Source organism: Macromonas nakdongensis, assembly GCF_002837145.1.
Lineage (GTDB): Bacteria > Pseudomonadota > Gammaproteobacteria > Burkholderiales > Burkholderiaceae_C > Macromonas_B > Macromonas_B nakdongensis.
In genome coordinates, this window is record NZ_NWMV01000024.1 from 14,876 (window position 1) to 31,131 (window position 16,256).

Here is a 16,256-nt window from a genome sequence, read left to right on the forward strand (position 1 = left end):
GCTGAGCCCCAAATGGTCATGAAACACGCCCTTTCCGAGAGCGTTTCTGGACCGTGCTCCCGGTCAGTCTGTTGACCAAGCGCTGCCCCTCCGGCTTCCACCACTCACTTCTCCCCCACCCTCAACCCCCACGCCATTGAGCCCCATCCGGTCCTGCCGGTTTGGGGCTTTTTGCCGTCTGTCTTCCAAGGAGTTCTTCATGTCTTCACCCCAAACACCCCACGCTCCCCACGAGCTGCACTGCCCCCGTTGCCACTCGACCCACCTGGTGCAGCGCGCCACCGCCCGCAAGGTCGGTGGTGTGCTCGGTGCCGCTGCCGGTACCGCCGGTGGCATTGCCAGCGCCGGAGCGGGTGCAGCCACCGGTGCCCGTCTGGGCTCCCTGGTCGGCCTGATCGCAGGCCCCCTGGGCGCCCCCATCGGTGGTCTGGCCGGTGCCCTGCTGGGCGGCCTCATCGGTGGTGCCACCGGTGGCCTGGCCGGGGCCCAACTCGGTGACGTCATCGACCGCAAGGTCCTGGACAACGTCGAGTGCGTGGCCTGTGGCCACACCTTTCAAAGCGATGAACCGGTCTCCGAGTCGCCCTGATCCGCTCGCCGTTCTCGCTTCTCTGCTTCGTCTTGCTTCCGCTGTTCCTGTTCGTTTTCTTGTCTCTGTTTTTTTGAAGGAGTTTTTCCATGGCACACGCCGTTCAATCCATGGCCTACGTCGGTGAGGCCCCCTGGCATGCCCTGGGCAATGCCCTGCCTGCCAAACAATCCATCGAGGTCTGGGCCCGTGAAGCGGGCATGGACTGGACCATCTGCGAGTCCCCGGTGCGCTTCCTGACCGACCAGATCGGGGCGCTGGGCACCATCCATTCCTACGAGGACCACAAGGTGCTCTACCGCAGCGACACCAAATCGCCCCTGTCGGTGGTGGGCCGCCGCTACCAGGTGGTGCAGCCCAAAGAGGTGCTGGAGTTCTACCGCGACCTGTCCGAGGTCTCCGGCTACGAGCTGGAAACCGCCGGTGTACTGAAGGAAGGCCGCAAGTTCTGGGCGCTGGCCCGCACGGGCAAAGAAACCGCCCTCAAGGGCCACGACGTGGTCAAGGGTTATCTGCTGCTGGCCACGTCCTGCGACGGGACGCTGGCGACCACCGCGACACCGACCACGGTGCGCGTCGTCTGCAACAACACCTTGTCCATTGCCTTGAACGGGGCGGCCCACGCCATCAAGGTGCCCCACAGCACCAGCTTCGACGCGCAAGCGGTGAAGAAGCAGTTGGGCATTGCGGTCTCCCAGTGGGACGGTTTCATGTACCGCATGAAGACCCTGGCCGAGTGCAAGGTCAAGAGCCACGAGGCGATGAACTACTTCCTCAAGGTGCTGTGTGCCTCTGACGGTCAGGATCCTTCCGGTGCACTGACCAACGAGCGCGCCCTGAAGAAGGTGCAGGAGCTCTATGACGGCCACGGCCGGGGAGCAGAACTGGGGGCAGCCAAGGGCACCGCCTGGGGCTTGCTGTGTTCCATCACCGAGTTCGTGGACCACGAACGCCGGGCACGGTCCCAGGAATACCGCCTGGACAGTGCCTGGTTCGGCCAAGGAGCGCAACTCAAGCAAAGGGCACTTGATGCGGCGCTGCAGATGGTGGCGTGAACGGATGTCCTACCGACCGGGTTTCTCTGCACTTTACCGTCACTTTTTTCACCACCACGGCATAAACCCCGGCTCCCTCCTGTCCTCAGGAGTGTGAGACCGGGGTTTTGTGCTTTCTGACTTCTGACGTTTGAAAGGATTTCCCATGGCCCAGCCATTGATGAATGAAGCGGGCACCGCTCACGCGCGTGCTTCCAAAGCCCGCCCAGCCCTGCGCCTGGTCAAGACGCAGGAACTCAACCGCGAACAGTGGCTGTCGGTGCGCCAGGGCGGCATCGGCAGCTCGGACGCGTCTGCGGCGGTCGGCCTGAACCCCTACCGCTCAGCCCTGGAACTCTGGATGGACAAGACCGGACGCGGTGACGCCTTGCCCCAGGTCGATCCGAACGATGAATCGTCTCCGATGTACTGGGGCACGCTGCTGGAGCCCATCGTCGCCGCCCACTACACCAAGCGCACCGGACGCAAGGTGCGCCGGGTCAACGCGGTGTTGCAACACCCAGACTACCCGTGGATGCTGGCCAACCTGGACCGAGAGGTTGTGGGTGACCCGTCTGTCCAGATCCTGGAGTGCAAGACGGCAGGCTTCAACGGGGCCCGGCTCTGGAAAGACGGGGTGCCGGAGTACGTGCAGTTGCAAGTGATGCACCAGCTCGCCGTCACCGGCAAGCAGGCCGCCGAAGTGGCGGTGCTCATTTGCGGTCAGGAGTTACAGATTCACCGGATCGAACGCGACGAATCCATGATCGCCCATCTCATCGCGCTGGAAAGACGTTTCTGGGCCTTTGTGGAATCGGACACCCCGCCACCGGCAGACGGTTCAGCCTCGGCCGATCTGGCGCTGCGCTGCCTGTTTCCACGTGACGCAGGCACGGTGCTGGACTGTACGCAGGACCTGGAGATGTCGTCGGTTTTCTCGGACCTGATCGCGGTGCGCCAGGTGCTGGAGCGGCACGAAACCCTGGAAGCGCAGTTGAAGCAACGCATCCAACAACGCATGGGTGACGCCTCGCGGGCCTTGTTCGAGACAGGTGAAGTGAGCTGGAAGCGCAGCAAGGACGCGCAGACGCTGGACGCCTTGCGGCTGCAGCAGGAGAGACCGGAAGTCTGGAAAGGCTACACGATGACGAAACCGGGCTCGCGGCGGTTTCTGGTGCAAAGCCGCCATGCGCAAGAAGCTGGCGACTGAAGGTCATGAGCTACCCACTCACAGCCCCTGGCATACAGGTCCCTGGATTTCCAGGGGCCTTTTGTTTGGTTCAACCGAATTGACGGAAAGGAGCACAGCATGCTCAAAGGTTTGGCACTGACGCCCCCGGTGGTGGGGCGCATCTCCATCGGCAAGGTGGTGGAGAAGAACGGCAAGCGTCTGCCGGAGAAAGACGACGAGTTCACCCTGACATCGCAGGTGCAGGCACGTGGAGGCTGGGTGTTGCACCCCATGTACGAGACCTTGCGGCAAGCGGCAGGCTCGGCATCCAGTACGGGCAGTGCCAAGCTGCGCAGCATCCCGGTGAAGTTGCTGTTCGACGATCCGGACTTGAACCTGCGTGTGGGTTACACCCTGTTTGACCGGCAGACGGGCAGACCGCTGTGTGTCGGCAATGGGCAGACCTGCAAACGGGTGGGCTCTGGCGTGGAAGGTCATGGAAACAGCGCGGAAGCCACCACCCTGCCCTGTGACGGCCCGGACTTCTGTGCCTATGCGCAGGGCCAATGCAAGGCCTTCGGGCGGTTGAACGTCCGGGTCGGTGATGAGGACGAGTTGGGCACTTTCGTGTTTCGCACGACGGGGTTCAACAGCATCCGCACGCTCGCCACGCGCCAGCGCTACCTGCACGCGGTCTCGGGTGGCTTGTTGTCCAACCTGCCGCTGGAACTGCGATTGCGCGGCAAGTCAACTGCGATGTCACACCGGGCCCCGATCTACTACGTCGACCTGACCTTGCGTAGCGGGACCTCACTCGCTGAAGCGATGGGGCAAGCCCGTACGGAACGGCAAGCACGGACAGAGGCTGGCTGGGACCAGGCAGCGCTGGACCAGGCCGCCCGCGAAGGCTTTGCCTGTGGCGTGTTCGAGGAATCGGAAGAAGACGGCGTCGCACTACTGGAGGAGTTCTACCCCGATGACACGGGGGAGGATGGTCCAGGCGATCCGGTCGATCCTGATGCTTCCAACGCCTCACCGACAGCAGCTCAAGCTGCACCGCCGCTGCGACGTGGTCTGCGCCACAAGCTGGCGCAGAAAGCCTCTGTTCTGGGTTCGGGTCTCGCATCTGATCGGGGGATCCCCCCACCCGGGCCGGTGTTTCCGCCAGTGGACTGAAGCGGAACGGGTTGTGACTGCTCGGCTGCCGCCTCGGCTCACACCGGGTCGTACTTCGACAGGGTCATGACCTCGTCGACGAAGGCGTGTGGGTCGGCCTCCAGTGCCTTGAGGATGTCCAGCAGTTCGAGGATGTCCACGCGGCGGTGACCGCTCTCCACCTTCGAGACAAAGGTCTGCGGCCGATGCAGGCGCTGGGCCACGTCCAGCTGCAGCATCCCCCGGTCCTTGCGCAGTTGCGTCAGCTTCTGGGCGATGGCTTTGTGTCGGGGATCACTGATGGGGGCTGGCATTTCAAAAATTCTAAATGCGCATTGAAATATCCCATATGCGCATCTGTTAATCTTGGAGCGAATGATGTTGAAGTTTCTGATCTGGCTCACGGCAGCGCTGCTGGTCGCGGCTGCAATTTCCTGGGACATGCGCCGCCTGCGGGTCAACCGTGTGGGCCTGCCCGCACTGGCCTGGTGGGCGTTTTGTGTGCTGGCGTGGCCCCTGGTGGTCCTGGCCTACCTGTTCATCCGCCCCAGGGTGCGGCGCGAGGTGATCGCCTCGGTCTGGCACTACGTGGGCGACGAGTCCACGCCCGCATCGGTGCGTCGGCGGCGCCTGCTGGCTTTGCACCGCAACGAGATGGTGGACGACGCCATCTTCGATGAATGCCTGCGCGAGATCGAGGCACAGGAAGTCGAGAGCGAAGAGCTTGGATGAGTGCGCAGCCTGGCTGCTGAGGATAAACGACGGTCTCCGGCGGTCTGCCTTTGAGGTGGATGGCTGGAGGCCAATTCTTTGGATAGAAGACAAGGAGTAAGGAAATGAAACGGTTTTATGTATCGGGTCGTGCGGCCATACTGGCTTTGATGTGTGTGGGGTTGATCGGCTGTGGTAAGGAGGTACTGGACTTCCGTAACGCGGAGCTGGTCAATGGCAAGCTCTACAAACGAAATGCCAACGAACCTTTCTCGGGCAAGGTGACCAACATCCCGTTCTCAACCCTTCCGACATCCCCCTTGATGAAGATGTTCCATTCAGTCTCACACGTTACGGAGGACAGAGACGGCATTGAAGTCGCTAAGCAGCTCCGTAACCTACACTGCGATGCCGACTTGGACGAGGGTTTGCTGGACGGTGATGCTGCCTGCACGCTCCGTGGAATGGACGGGCCCTACATGACGATGCGCTATGAGAAAGGCTCACTGGAGGGCGCTGTGAAAGTTGCCAGCATCAAGGCAAAAGGCGTAACGCTTGCACAGGCCACCTACAAGGACGATGCCATCGAGGGGGAACTGATCATCAATCATCCGGAAACGGGCAAGCTGTTGAGCAGCAGCCACTGGCGAGTGGGCAAGCAGCATGGATCGGAAGAGACATATTCGCTGAAGACCGGGAAGCTGATATACAAGGCCACGTTTGTTGATGGTCAGCCCGACGGGGAGGTGTTGTCATACCGGTCGGACGGCGAACAGCTCCTCAGCAAGGTCCATTTTGTCGCAGGCAAGCCCCACGGGATTGAAGAAGGTTACTACCGGGAGGGCCAACTGATGAGGCGGATTCAATGGGTGGAAGGTCGCAGTGTCAAGCAGGAGTTTTGGAATGAGCAAGGGCAACTGATTGACAATTTTGGTCGGCTCATCGGCGGATCGAACGAATCACCAACCCCTCAGGCAACCGGTGCATCGTCTACAGGATGCGTGGACGGATGGACTGCCGCATTTCGCAAAGAGAACGGCGACGATGCCATGGTGACCATGGATCAGTTGGGTGAATGGGAAGACTGGTGCCGCCAAGGCAAGGTGGCTCGGTGACCTCCTCGTATCACCGCCTACCGACGACGCCGAGCATGCGGACGTGGAACGTGGTGGTCCAACGCGGCGTGATGATCGAGTTGGGCCAGGTCCAGGAAGTCAGTGAAGAACTGGCCCGGTGTGCGGCGCTGTGCAAGTTCGGCATCGTGCCCGGAGATGGGCCGGTACCCCAAGACCTTGACGGTCACGGTCCCCGGGGCATCCTGGAGGATGAAGATTTCAGCGTCTATCCGGCTTGATGGCCTGAGGCAGGGTTCAGCCGCAACTTGCTGGTCAGGTTTGGCCAACACCCGACCTGGGGGTCCGGCATTTCTTCGGGAGGTGCCGGTCCTTATTTTTTTGGTTTCATCCTCATCCGAAAAGGTCTGTCTGAAGATCCCTCATGGTGGATCGGACGTTGGCCGTCCAGCTCATCAACCGAAATCCCACTGATCGTTGTACATCGACCGGTAGCGACCAGCCAGGATGGGCGGTCCGCCGTTTGCATTCAATGCGGCCATGACACTTCCCTGCGTGTGCTCCAGGTAAAAGCGCAGGCGTGCCACAGTCACAGATTCATTGGCCTTGATAGTTCTTCCGAGCGGCCATGCGGTGTCAAGCACGATCGGGTTGATGTCGGAAGGAAACAGTTCAGCCACGTAGGCCTCGACTATGTCGTCGGCGCTCGAAGGCGATGCCATCTTCTGGTCGGCTCGCTTCAGGAACAGGTCCGTAATGGTGCCTGGACCGATGCCTCTGTTTTCCAGAGTGACCGTCAAGAACAGCCCCTCTCTGTCATGGGACCATGCGACGTGGGTTTCGATCACCGGACGAACACTCAAACGGTTGTGTCGATGGCTGATCCGAGCTTGCCAAAGCGTGGCGCCCAAGGCGATGCACGCGATGACCACAGCAGCCAAATCGGTGTAGGAAAACGGTTCCCAGTTCATTCAAGGCAGCTCAATCATCGGGCAGCAGCTAAACGGTAGCTTGGGACCGGAGCGAATCTTCCCAGCAAGCCCTCTCGTCCGGACATAGCTTCTGCACACATCGTGCAACCCATATTCAGTAGTACTGCCGGATGTAGCCATACGCATTGTCGAATAGCTCCTCGTCTGCGTGCAGCTTGTACTTGAAGAGGGCCTTGCGCAGTGCCTTCTTGACCTCACGTTCACCGGCCTGTGTGCCTTGCCAGCCAGGAAAACGAACCAACCGGACAATCTCGTCTATGTCAGCCACGACACGTTCCACGAGGATGGGTGTTTCAGCGGTCTTGACCTCGTTAAACAGTTCAGTGAGCGCGGCCTTGCCACGATCCTCGTCCTCTTCGGGCGGGACCTCTTTCTCGGCTTGCAACGTTTCCTTGGCAATCTCCAGCAACTGCTTCAGAAACTCGACGCTGTTAATCTGACCGGACTCGAAGCGGTCCTTCAACGCATCAAGCCGTTCCGAGAGATTCTTGAACTTTGGGTTGCCGCCATGCCCGCGCAGTCGGCGCTTGAGCTTGATCTCGATCTCCTTGGCCTGCTTCGGATCGGGGTTGGAGAGCACAGCCTCCAGGAGATCGGCGTCCAGGACCAGAGTTTCAAGGTCATCGCGCACAGCGTCGACATGCACGTTCTGGTGAATCAGCTCAATCGTCTTAGCGCCCAGCGAATGCCAGATCAGCTTACCGTGTCCGCTGGACGGCTGAACCGACTGGTACACCTGTGACAGCCACTTGTAGTCCTTCTCGAACGGGCCCAATACAGTGTCTGGAGACAACGCCTCCCAGATCTTGTTGAGCACGTTGTATTCGGCGGCAAAGTTGTCTCGCACCTCGTTGTTGGGCAGGCACTGCTGCGCGGCGATCAGACCCTCATAACCTTGCAAGTTGCGGTCACAGCCAGCAAAGAAAGCCAGGCATTTCTGCATCGCCTCGGGCAGCTTGTCCTTCAGCTCCTGGATGTTGCTGACCACCTGCTTGACGCTCTGGTCATCGAATTCCAGCGCTGCCGCCACGTCATCAAAGATCCCCAGGTAATCCACGATCAAGCCGTGGGTCTTCTGTTCGGAGTAGGTGCGGTTGACCCGGCAGATCGCCTGCAGCAGCGTGTGGTCGCGCAGCGGCTTGTCCAGGTACATCGCCTGCAAGATCGGCGCGTCGAAGCCCGTCAGCAATTTGGCTGTGACGATGATCAGCTTCAGCGGGTCGGCCGGGTCGCGGAAACGATCCAGCAGTCGCTCTTCTTCATCCCGGCTTCGGTCGTAGGGCGCGTACTCCGGGTGTTCTTTTTTGTCGGCCGCCTGCACCGACATGACGATGTCCGTGGCCTCGGGCGGCAACAGCTTGTCCAACTCGGCCTTGAACAGCAGGCAACTCTCGCGGTCAAAGGTGACGATCTGGCCCTTGAAGCCGTTGGGCTCCACCTTGCTTTGATAGTGCTGGACGATGTCCTCGCACACCTTGCGAATGCGCTCAGGCGTCTTCACCAGCACGGCCATCTTGGCGGCGGTCTTGGCGAGGTTGTCCTTGTCCAGATCTGACAGGCCGCCGGTCAGGTCCTTGTAGGCGGCGTCCAGTGCTGCCTTGTCGATGTGCAGGTCGATCAGCCGGGGCTCGAAGTGCAGCTTCAGGGTGGCGCCGTCGCGGATTGACTCCTCGAAGCCATAGCGGCTCATGTAGCCCTTTTCGTCCTCTTCGGCACCGAAGGCATAGAAAGTGTTGCGGTCGGCACGGTTGATCGGCGTACCGGTCAGGCCGAACAGAAACGCGTTAGGCAGGGCCTCGCGCATCTTGCGGCCCAGGTCGCCTTCTTGGGTGCGGTGGGCTTCGTCCACCAGGGCAATGATGTTGCTGCGGTCGTTCAGGCTGCCGGTGGCCTCGCCGAACTTGAAGATCGTGGTGATGATGATCTTGCGCACGTCCTGAGCCAGCAGCTGCTGCAGCTTCTCGCGGGTGTCGGCCTTTTCCAGATTTGGAATGTCCGCCCCGGTGAAGGTGCCGGTGATCTGGCTGTCGAGATCGATCCGGTCCACCACGATCAGCACGGTGGGATTCTTCAGGCCGGCATGCATGCGCAGCTTCTGCGCGGCAAAGACCATCAGCAGAGATTTGCCCGAGCCCTGGAAGTGCCAGATCAAGCCCTTCCTGGGGTAGCCCGCCAGCACGCGCTCGACAATCTTGTTGGCCGCTTCAAACTGCTGGTAGCGGCAAATGATCTTGATGCGCTGCTTTTTCTTGTTGGTGGCGAACAGGGTGAAGCTGCCGAGAATATCCAGCACCACATGCGGGCGCAGCATGCTCTCGGCCGACAGCTTGAGCGACTTCAGCGGGTGGTGCTGACCATCATCCCCATTGCCATCCAGATGCCACGGCCCCCAATCCTTGACCGGCAGGCCGATGGACCCGTAGTGGTAAGCCTTGCCTTCGGTCGCCACCGAGAACACGTTGCAGACGAACAGCTCGGGTACGAACTTCTCGTAGTCGTCGTGCACCTGCACCGCGCCATCGACCCAGCTGATGCACTTCTTGACCGGCGTCTTGGCCTCGATCAGTACCAGCGGCAGACCATTCACCAACAGCACCAGATCAGCACGGCGTTCGGTGGGGCCAGCACGGTAGGTGTACTGTTGGGTGACGACGTACTGGTTCTGCGCCAGGTCATCCAAGTCGATCAACCGCACCGGCACATGCTCGTTGTTGGGGCCGAAGGGCATCGAGCGCTCACCACGCATCCAGGCGGTCATTTCCTCGTTGGCGCGGATCAGCCCATCCGATCGCACCGACAGCACGATGGCGCGCAGCTTGTAGAGCACCTCATCGGCGCGGTCGGGCTGGGCGGCAATCTCCGGGTTCAGCCGAATCAGCGCCTCACGCAGCCACGGCTCGACCAGCACTTCCTGAATCTGGCGCGGCACCTCAGCCGGGGCGGCGTAGCGCCAGCCGATGCCCTTGGGACTGGGGCCGTAGCTGGCTTGAGGTTCTTTAGCGGTGTTTGCCGGGACGGCCTTGATCGGGCCGGCGAGCAGATCGCGGACGTAGGCTTCGACGGTATTTGCTTCGTTAAACATTTGCCTCCCCTCTCACTACTTCTTCGCGAGCAATACGAAGAAAATCCGAGACTGCAGCCATTCGTGCTTTGATTCCTTCTGTACTGGCTACGCATTCTTGGATGTGAGTCACGATCTCCACTTGCTCTGCAAGCGGAGGAACAAGGATCGGCATCCGCTCCAAATCACCCTTCTTCAACTTTAAGCGTCCCGCTCCCTGTTTGGTAAGGAACTCGCGGACATCTTTGTGGCGATAGAAATGGAAAAACCAATCCGTTGAGCACGTTTCGCTTCCTTGGATAACGTGCGCATGGTTATTAACGTTGGCTTTACCGACGATCAGCTGCGTCATGGACCACGTTTTGTACTTGAGGAAATGATCACCATCCTCGCCAAGGAGCACGTACTTTCCGTCTAGTCGGTACTCATTAATTGAATCCAACCTTCCCGTCGGACCATAGTAAGGAAACTCGCCTTGCATCTTTGCTCTGATATCCGCACTGATCGGCTTTCTTAGCGAATTTGAAATCCTCAAGGACTTGCCAATCGTCGACCTTTTCCAGTGCGCCGGAGCCTCATCCGGCCAGTCGTGAAACATCAGGTTTTGGTAAGCGGAAAGCCGCAGTGACCAAGCAGCGTTAAACGCATTACTCAGTTCAACTCGCAGCCCTTCAATAGCTTGTAGCAGTGCGACACATTTTTTCTGTACTGCAACCGGCGGCAGCACAAACTCAAAATCCGCCAAACTCGTCCAATTCGTGCGGGGACTCAAGGAGCCTGCCGACGTACCCACCGCGTGATCAAAAAAGGCATCGGTCTGGCAAATGAATGGCAGCAACTCCGGCAGCAAGACCTGCGCATCCTTGGTCTCCAGCACATAGATGTCACCGGAGCACACCCCCGAGAAATCCGCCACAGCCACCTTGCGCTGGTAAGCGCGGCGCTTGCCGAACAGCACCTGCCCAGGCTGGAACACGCTGGTGAAGGTCACGCCGTCAGCGACGCTGCCCCAACTGCGGATGCGCAAGTCACCAGGTTCTAGGTGTTCCAGACCGACGTAGCGTTCAATGCCATCGGCCAACGGATCTTGGCTGCGAGCTTTCGAAAGGCGCACCACATCGCCAAACTTCACTTTTCGCCAACCAGGCTTCATGGTCCCTTCAGTCATTTCCACGCTCTTGATCTTCTCTTTTCCTTGAGCCCACATCACGGAGCCAATGGGCAAACTCTGCAAGGCCTTCGGCGCCCTTTGGTGCCAGCGTCCACCAACTGACCGTCAGTTTGCTGGACTCGCCCTCAACCGTAAGCTCCAGGTGTTCCCCGTCGCACACCACAGGGCTGATGGGATAAGCGGGTACGGTGAGCTGTCGCAGCGTCCCTAAACGCTCCTCGGCTATGGCGGTGCTGATTGGTACTCGACGTCCCGTTTGCTGTCGTGTGAACCCATTTCGCTCAACGATGACCAATCGGAAGGTGTCTTCTCGACGCTCCAAAGTGAACGTTTCAACTGCGGGTGCCATTCCCCCCGATGGAGTAACTCGCAACCGAGCGAGCACATGCCAATCAGCCACGGCCGGCCACCTTGAGGCTGAAGCTCTGCTTGAGGTCATTCATCCACGAGGGATCTATGAGCCCGTCATGCTGCAAGCGCCCCACCACAATACCGGGATGGATGCCAATGGCTTGTGCAAACTCGTCCACAGCTCTTTTGGTGCGAAGCTCCGGTAGTACCGACACATGCCGCTCAGGAATGAGCCAATTGCCTGCCCAGGTGTTGGCCTCGTGCTCTCTGGGGTCATCGGTGTGGGCCGCGTTGGGGTCGTCCAGAAAGATGGACCGCTTGTCTTCCTTGCTGTTGGCGTGCAGCAGAATATGAGCCGCCTCATGGAAGAAGCTGAACCAGAACTTGTCGTTGGTCTTGCCGTAAAGCGACAGCTGAATCAAGGGACGGGTGGGGCTTAGCCAGCGGGCTACCCCACTCACATGGGCACGGGGTATGGCGGGCACCAGCACCAGAAGAACGCCCGCGTCGTGCAACAGGCTGCGCAGTTGAGGCTCAAAAACCTGAGGCTGCTCGCGGGTCAAACCTCGAATGGCCGCCAGTGCTTTTTCGAAGGCTGTCTTGTCGTACTTGGGGCCATCCAGTTTTTCGGCTTGCTGTTCTCCGAGCCGCAGCCAAGCCGATATCGCACCCACATCACTTTGGTCTTCACGGCTGCGACGAAAAGCCACTTGCATGCCACCGTAGTGGCTCCGCCATTCGTCGGGCGACGCGACGCCGAAGAATTTGAGGCATGCCTCAACCAAGCCAGGCTTGTTCTTGGCATCTGCGCGCAGCTTGGGGACGGCCTCACAAGCCATCAGTTCTTTGAGGGGAAGTTCGTCAAGCCAACCCGCCCAGCGGGCATGGCGCTCAGCGGCTTCGAGACGCGCTTTGTGCTTCTGAAAATTGGCTTCACGGGCCAACCAAAAATCAGCGGTGCTGCCCAGCACCCGCTCAAGGCGCAAAGCGGCATCGACACTCAGCGGCACTTTGCCGTTGATGAGTTGGCTGACATGTTTTTCGGTGTAGCCCAGTCGGTGGGCCAGCTCGGCTTGCGTCCAGCCGCGATCCTCGGCAATGTCGAGGACAGTTTCGCCAGGTGGGGAGACCCAGTCTGGCGCGAAAGGAGCACTCAGCTCAGTCATGATAATCCCCTATGTACTCAATGCAGACGATGGTCACTTGGGACCAGTCAACCCCACCATCTGGTCGGGTTGGCGAAGGGTCATGACCCGGTGAAAACACGAGCCGCCACCCACCCGCGAGGTTGAGAGCAAACTGCCCAGCCAGATTGCCCTTGAGCGGGTGAGGGTTGCCAGCGACCAACTCGGACACCCGACCAACCGCCTCCAAATCACTCAAGCGGCTGCGCAGTTTGCCTGCGCATGCAGCCCCCAATTTCTTCTCGGCGACAGCTTTCTTCTCACACAGCTCGCGAACCTTCTTGTCTTTGTAACGAATCTGCAAGAGCCCTCCATTCTAACAATCTTTACCAATCAGGTAAATTTTAATTTTTCTCAAGCCCCTCCAAGGTCTCCACGAGGGCGTCCATCTGCTGCCAAAAAGCCCGCCTGTCGCTCACCCAAGCCGACCATGCCGCAGGCAAGGAGGCCGTTGTGCCATCGTGGATCAGGGCCTGACGCTTCACGTACAGCGGTATCGATAAGTTGCCTTGGTTGTTGATGATGTCTGCCACCGTCGCGACTTTGGCAAAGCCCGGGGCATCCGCAAAGGACGTGTAAGCCCCCAGGATGCGCTGCTGGTGCTCTGGCTTCAGAAAACTCTGCGCCCGTTCCCGTGTGACCTCATTCACAGCGTCGATGAAGATCACCTTGCCCTGGCGAGCGGCGACCTTCTTGCGGTTGCAGATGACGATGCACGATTCCATCGGAGAGTTGTAAAACAGGTTTGGGCCCAAACCGACAACGGCTTCGACCCAGTCCTGCTCAACCATCTTGGCGCGCATGGCCTGTTCTTCGTTGCGAAACAGCACACCATGCGGCCAAAGGACAGCACACCGCCCTTTGGCAGTGAGGCTGGTCAGGATGTGCTGTTGGAAAGCGTAGTCGGCCCGGCCCTGCGGGGGCGTGCCCAGGGAGTTTCGGCCCCACTTGTCACTGCTCCAAGCCTCGCGGTTCCACTGCTTGATGGAGTATGGCGGGTTGGCCAGGATCACGTCGAACTGGCGCAGACGATCACCTTCGATGTGCTTCGGGTCGGCGAGGGTGTCACCGCGAATGATCTCGAAGTCCTCCACGCCGTGCAGGAACAGGTTCATGCGGGCAATGGATGAGGTGATGAGGTTGCGCTCCTGACCGTAGAGCTTGAGCGTGCGGTATTCGCCACCCGACCGCTTCACTTCGTCCAACGCTGAAATCAGCATGCCGCCAGTGCCGCAGGTGGGGTCGTAAATCGACTCGCCAGCCTGCGGCGCCAGGAGTTTCGTCATCAGGTGGACAACGGTGCGGTTGGTATAAAACTCGGCTGCCGTGTGGCCAGAGTCGTCCGCGAACTTCTTGATCAGGTATTCGTAGGCATTCCCCAACTCATCCTCGGGGACGTTGGCCACCGAGAGCCGCTGCGTGGAGAAGTGCTCGATCAGGTTCTTCAGCGTTTCATCAGGCAGGCGCTCGCGGTTGGTCCAAGCCGCATCCCCAAAGATGCCGTCAAGCATGTCCGGGTTGGCCGACTCGATGGCGCGCATGGCCCGCTGGATGGCTGCACCCACGTTCTTGGGTGTTTGCCGCACATCGTTCCAATGCGCCCCCTCGGGGATCTGGAAACGGTGGTTTTCAGCGAACTGCGCATAGGACAGATCGCCGTTCGAATCCGCCAGTGCCGCTTGGTACTCCTCGTCCCACACATCGGACACACGCTTGTAGAACAGCAGGGGGAAGATGAACTGCTTGTAGTCACCTGCATCGATCAGGCCGCGCAGCAAAACGGCGGCGCCCCAGAGGTAGCTTTCGAGTTCTTGTTGAGTGATGCGGCTCATGAGCGTGCCCCCATATTGAGAGGGTCAAGGTAGGCCTGAGCATCCGAAAAGGCGGACAGGCTGTTGGCCGCGCGAATCAGGTGTCGGTAGCCTTCAGAGGGCTCACCGGCCTTCAGTGCGTTCATGCCCGCGATGATGTTGTCGCGAACGGTGTTGGCCCAGATGGCATAGCGGGCGGCCATGGCGTCGCCCCCTTCCATTTGATTGATCAAACCGCCTTCCAGTCGACCTCTCAAAGGTTCCGTGCCGCCGTCGGCGTAGGCAGTTGAGACCACCAGTCTGTCTGTATCGTAGCGCTCGACGATGGCATTCAGCACATCCGGCGTCAGGCTTGAACTTTGTTTTTTCATTTCAACCAGCCTCCCTCGGTCATGACATGGTCGAGTCGCGCTTCTGCCTCCCGGCACCGAGTCAACGCCTCCTTGAAAGCGGCGATGGCCTCAGGCAAGGGGGGAATATCCTCCTGGAGCGGTGGCAGAACGTAACGCGAAATGTTCAATGTCCAGTCTTCCGCTGCAATCTCATCGAGCGTCACGACCCGAGCCGCGTCCTGCACGTCGCTGAAGTTGCGATACCAGGACAGGATTTCGGCTGCTTGCTCTGACTCCAGGTAGTTCTGGGCCCGACCGCGTCGGAACAGGCGCGAGGCATCCACGACGAGGACCTTTTTGCGGCTGGGCGCTGACTTGCGCTTTCGCAGTACGAGTATGCAGGCAGCCAAGCCTGTCCCGTAGAACAGGTTGGGGGCCAGGCCAATCACGGCCTCGATCAGGTCCATCTGCAGCAGTTTCTGGCGGATGTCACCTTCAACGCCTTTGCGAAAAAGAGCGCCCTGGGGGAGCACCACGGCCATCCGGCCAGAACCCTCAGCCATGGACTTGACCATGTGCTGCACCCAGGCAAAGTCGCCACTTGACGAGGGCGGCAAACCGGCGAAGTTGCGACCGAAGGGATCATTCATCCACTGGTCTTCACCCCATTTTTCTAAGGAGAACGGCGGGTTGGCGATGACGCAATCGAAGGTGGCGAGTCGGTCGCCATCAAAGAAAGCGGGACTGCGCAGGGTATCGCCTCGCACCACCTGAAAGTCCTCAATGCCGTGCAAGAACAGGTTCATTCGGGCGATGGAAGAAGTCGTCAGGTTTTTCTCCTGGCCATACAGCTTGCCCCACAGTCGCTTCACGTCACCGTGCATCTCTTTGACGTGCTGTACGGCAGCGAGCAGCATCCCGCCGGTACCGCAGGCGGGGTCATAAATGGTCTCGGCTTCCTTGGGGTCGAGCATGTCGATCATCAGCCGAACCACACTGCGTGGGGTGTAGAACTCGCCTGCCTTCTTGTTGGTGGCGTCGGCGAACTTCTTGATCAGGTACTCGTAGGCATCGCCGACCAAGTCGGACGTGGCGTTTTGGTTACCCAACGGAAGCGCGGAAAAGTGCTCGATGAGGTCCTTGAGCAGCGCGTCCGACAGACGCTCCTTGTTCGTCCACTGCGCGTCACCGAACACGCCGTAGAGCGTGTCTGGGTTCGCCTTCTCGATGCCACGCATGGCGTGCTGCAGAGCCGCGCCGACGTTGGTCGGTTTGGCCCGGACGTCCACCCAGTGGCATTCTTCTGGGATCTGGAATCGGTGCGATTCGGGGAACCATGCCAACTGTTCATCACCCGTCTCGTCGACGATGTCTTGGTACTCCTCGTCCCAGACATCGCAGATGCGCTTGAAAAACAGCAGTGGGAAGATGTAGGTTTTGAAGTCGGCAGCATCCACCGGACCGCGCAGAATGTTGGCGGATTCCCAGAGGTGGCTTTCGAGTTGGCCGAGAGTGACTTGGTCAGCACTCATTGTTACTTGTCCTTTGTGCATTTCGCTGGCTCTTGCAGGCCGGGCGCCAGCTGGGCATTTTCAACTCCGAACAGGCCTTGCAAGCATAG

16 protein-coding genes are annotated in these 16,256 nt (G+C 59.8%); 7 read left to right on the forward strand and 9 right to left on the reverse strand.

The genetic code is table 11. The features are described from left to right. The first annotated feature begins 199 nt into the window (after nucleotides 1–199). The 4 genes from CON77_RS04455 to CON77_RS04470 all read left to right on the forward strand — a co-directional run bounded on the left by CON77_RS04455 (nucleotide 200) and on the right by CON77_RS04470 (nucleotide 3,970). Nucleotides 200–589, forward strand: a complete 390-nt coding sequence (locus CON77_RS04455; protein ID WP_101047940.1) for a hypothetical protein — start codon at nucleotides 200–202, stop codon at nucleotides 587–589. A gap of 89 nt (nucleotides 590–678) precedes the next feature. After that, on the forward strand, nucleotides 679–1,644 hold the full coding sequence (locus CON77_RS04460) for a DUF932 domain-containing protein (RefSeq protein ID WP_101047941.1): 966 nt from the start codon (nucleotides 679–681) through the stop codon (nucleotides 1,642–1,644). Between the two features lie 145 nt (nucleotides 1,645–1,789). Continuing rightward, nucleotides 1,790–2,833 carry a YqaJ viral recombinase family nuclease gene (locus CON77_RS04465; protein WP_101047942.1) on the forward strand — a complete coding sequence of 348 codons (1,044 nt, stop codon included), beginning with the start codon at nucleotides 1,790–1,792 and terminating at the stop codon, nucleotides 2,831–2,833. Between the two features lie 99 nt (nucleotides 2,834–2,932). Continuing rightward, nucleotides 2,933–3,970: a recombination directionality factor gene (locus CON77_RS04470; protein ID WP_101047943.1), complete on the forward strand. Its 1,038-nt coding sequence runs from the start codon at nucleotides 2,933–2,935 to the stop codon at nucleotides 3,968–3,970. Between the two features lie 38 nt (nucleotides 3,971–4,008). On the opposite strand, the gene CON77_RS04475 is transcribed toward CON77_RS04470, so the two are convergent. Further along, nucleotides 4,009–4,263: a helix-turn-helix domain-containing protein gene (locus tag CON77_RS04475; RefSeq protein WP_101047944.1), complete on the reverse strand. Its 255-nt coding sequence runs from the start codon at nucleotides 4,261–4,263 to the stop codon at nucleotides 4,009–4,011. A gap of 64 nt (nucleotides 4,264–4,327) precedes the next feature. On the opposite strand from CON77_RS04475, the gene CON77_RS04480 reads away from it, so the two are divergent. From CON77_RS04480 to CON77_RS04490, 3 genes are all read left to right on the forward strand, one after another. Beyond that, on the forward strand, nucleotides 4,328–4,681 hold the full coding sequence (locus CON77_RS04480) for a hypothetical protein (RefSeq protein ID WP_157826840.1): 354 nt from the start codon (nucleotides 4,328–4,330) through the stop codon (nucleotides 4,679–4,681). Nucleotides 4,682–4,785: 104 nt separating this feature from the next. After that, complete coding sequence (locus CON77_RS04485) at nucleotides 4,786–5,775, forward strand: toxin-antitoxin system YwqK family antitoxin (RefSeq protein ID WP_157826841.1); 990 nt, start codon at nucleotides 4,786–4,788, stop codon at nucleotides 5,773–5,775. A gap of 35 nt (nucleotides 5,776–5,810) precedes the next feature. Further along, nucleotides 5,811–6,014 (forward strand): hypothetical protein, encoded by a 204-nt coding sequence (locus CON77_RS04490; protein WP_101047947.1) that lies wholly within the window; start codon nucleotides 5,811–5,813, stop codon nucleotides 6,012–6,014. Between the two features lie 174 nt (nucleotides 6,015–6,188). Here the strand turns inward: CON77_RS04490 and CON77_RS04495 are convergent, their stop codons facing one another. From CON77_RS04495 to CON77_RS04530, 8 genes are all read right to left on the reverse strand, one after another. Further along, nucleotides 6,189–6,704: a hypothetical protein gene (locus CON77_RS04495; protein ID WP_101047948.1), complete on the reverse strand. Its 516-nt coding sequence runs from the start codon at nucleotides 6,702–6,704 to the stop codon at nucleotides 6,189–6,191. 115 nt (nucleotides 6,705–6,819) lie between these two features. After that, nucleotides 6,820–9,807: a type I restriction endonuclease subunit R gene (locus CON77_RS04500; RefSeq protein ID WP_101047949.1), complete on the reverse strand. Its 2,988-nt coding sequence runs from the start codon at nucleotides 9,805–9,807 to the stop codon at nucleotides 6,820–6,822. After that, nucleotides 9,800–10,954 carry a restriction endonuclease subunit S gene (locus CON77_RS04505; RefSeq protein WP_232788406.1) on the reverse strand — a complete coding sequence of 385 codons (1,155 nt, stop codon included), beginning with the start codon at nucleotides 10,952–10,954 and terminating at the stop codon, nucleotides 9,800–9,802. Before CON77_RS04505 ends, CON77_RS04500 begins: the two co-directional genes overlap by 8 nt. Nucleotides 10,955–11,349: 395 nt before the next feature. After that, a complete protein-coding gene (locus CON77_RS04510) occupies nucleotides 11,350–12,474 on the reverse strand; it encodes a helix-turn-helix domain-containing protein (protein WP_101047951.1) in 1,125 nt (374 codons plus the stop codon). After that, on the reverse strand, nucleotides 12,467–12,796 hold the full coding sequence (locus tag CON77_RS04515) for a type II toxin-antitoxin system RelE/ParE family toxin (protein ID WP_101047952.1): 330 nt from the start codon (nucleotides 12,794–12,796) through the stop codon (nucleotides 12,467–12,469). Before CON77_RS04515 ends, CON77_RS04510 begins: the two co-directional genes overlap by 8 nt. A 40-nt stretch (nucleotides 12,797–12,836) precedes the next feature. Further along, nucleotides 12,837–14,324, reverse strand: coding sequence for a type I restriction-modification system subunit M (locus CON77_RS04520; protein WP_101047953.1), 1,488 nt, complete (start codon nucleotides 14,322–14,324; stop codon nucleotides 12,837–12,839). Continuing rightward, complete coding sequence (locus tag CON77_RS04525) at nucleotides 14,321–14,674, reverse strand: hypothetical protein (RefSeq protein WP_101047954.1); 354 nt, start codon at nucleotides 14,672–14,674, stop codon at nucleotides 14,321–14,323. Before CON77_RS04525 ends, CON77_RS04520 begins: the two co-directional genes overlap by 4 nt. After that, on the reverse strand, nucleotides 14,671–16,167 hold the full coding sequence (locus CON77_RS04530) for a type I restriction-modification system subunit M (RefSeq protein ID WP_101047955.1): 1,497 nt from the start codon (nucleotides 16,165–16,167) through the stop codon (nucleotides 14,671–14,673). Before CON77_RS04530 ends, CON77_RS04525 begins: the two co-directional genes overlap by 4 nt. Nucleotides 16,168–16,256 lie beyond the last annotated feature (89 nt).

Bases quoted from the DNA above. Each gene is read 5' to 3' on its own strand.
- CON77_RS04490 (WP_101047947.1), top strand. From the start codon at position 5,811: ATGCGGACGTGGAACGTGGTGGTCCAACGCGGCGTGATGATCGAGTTG.
- CON77_RS04520 (WP_101047953.1), bottom strand. From the start codon at position 14,324: ATGAGCCGCATCACTCAACAAGAACTCGAAAGCTACCTCTGGGGCGCC.
- CON77_RS04505 (WP_232788406.1), bottom strand. From the start codon at position 10,954: ATGACTGAAGGGACCATGAAGCCTGGTTGGCGAAAAGTGAAGTTTGGC.
- CON77_RS04485 (WP_157826841.1), top strand. From the start codon at position 4,786: ATGAAACGGTTTTATGTATCGGGTCGTGCGGCCATACTGGCTTTGATG.
- CON77_RS04510 (WP_101047951.1), bottom strand. From the start codon at position 12,474: ATGACTGAGCTGAGTGCTCCTTTCGCGCCAGACTGGGTCTCCCCACCT.
- CON77_RS04460 (WP_101047941.1), top strand. From the start codon at position 679: ATGGCACACGCCGTTCAATCCATGGCCTACGTCGGTGAGGCCCCCTGG.
- CON77_RS04470 (WP_101047943.1), top strand. From the start codon at position 2,933: ATGCTCAAAGGTTTGGCACTGACGCCCCCGGTGGTGGGGCGCATCTCC.
- CON77_RS04525 (WP_101047954.1), bottom strand. From the start codon at position 14,674: ATGAAAAAACAAAGTTCAAGCCTGACGCCGGATGTGCTGAATGCCATC.
- CON77_RS04500 (WP_101047949.1), bottom strand. From the start codon at position 9,807: ATGTTTAACGAAGCAAATACCGTCGAAGCCTACGTCCGCGATCTGCTC.
- CON77_RS04480 (WP_157826840.1), top strand. From the start codon at position 4,328: ATGTTGAAGTTTCTGATCTGGCTCACGGCAGCGCTGCTGGTCGCGGCT.
- CON77_RS04455 (WP_101047940.1), top strand. From the start codon at position 200: ATGTCTTCACCCCAAACACCCCACGCTCCCCACGAGCTGCACTGCCCC.
- CON77_RS04465 (WP_101047942.1), top strand. From the start codon at position 1,790: ATGGCCCAGCCATTGATGAATGAAGCGGGCACCGCTCACGCGCGTGCT.
- CON77_RS04530 (WP_101047955.1), bottom strand. From the start codon at position 16,167: ATGAGTGCTGACCAAGTCACTCTCGGCCAACTCGAAAGCCACCTCTGG.
- CON77_RS04475 (WP_101047944.1), bottom strand. From the start codon at position 4,263: ATGCCAGCCCCCATCAGTGATCCCCGACACAAAGCCATCGCCCAGAAG.
- CON77_RS04495 (WP_101047948.1), bottom strand. From the start codon at position 6,704: ATGAACTGGGAACCGTTTTCCTACACCGATTTGGCTGCTGTGGTCATC.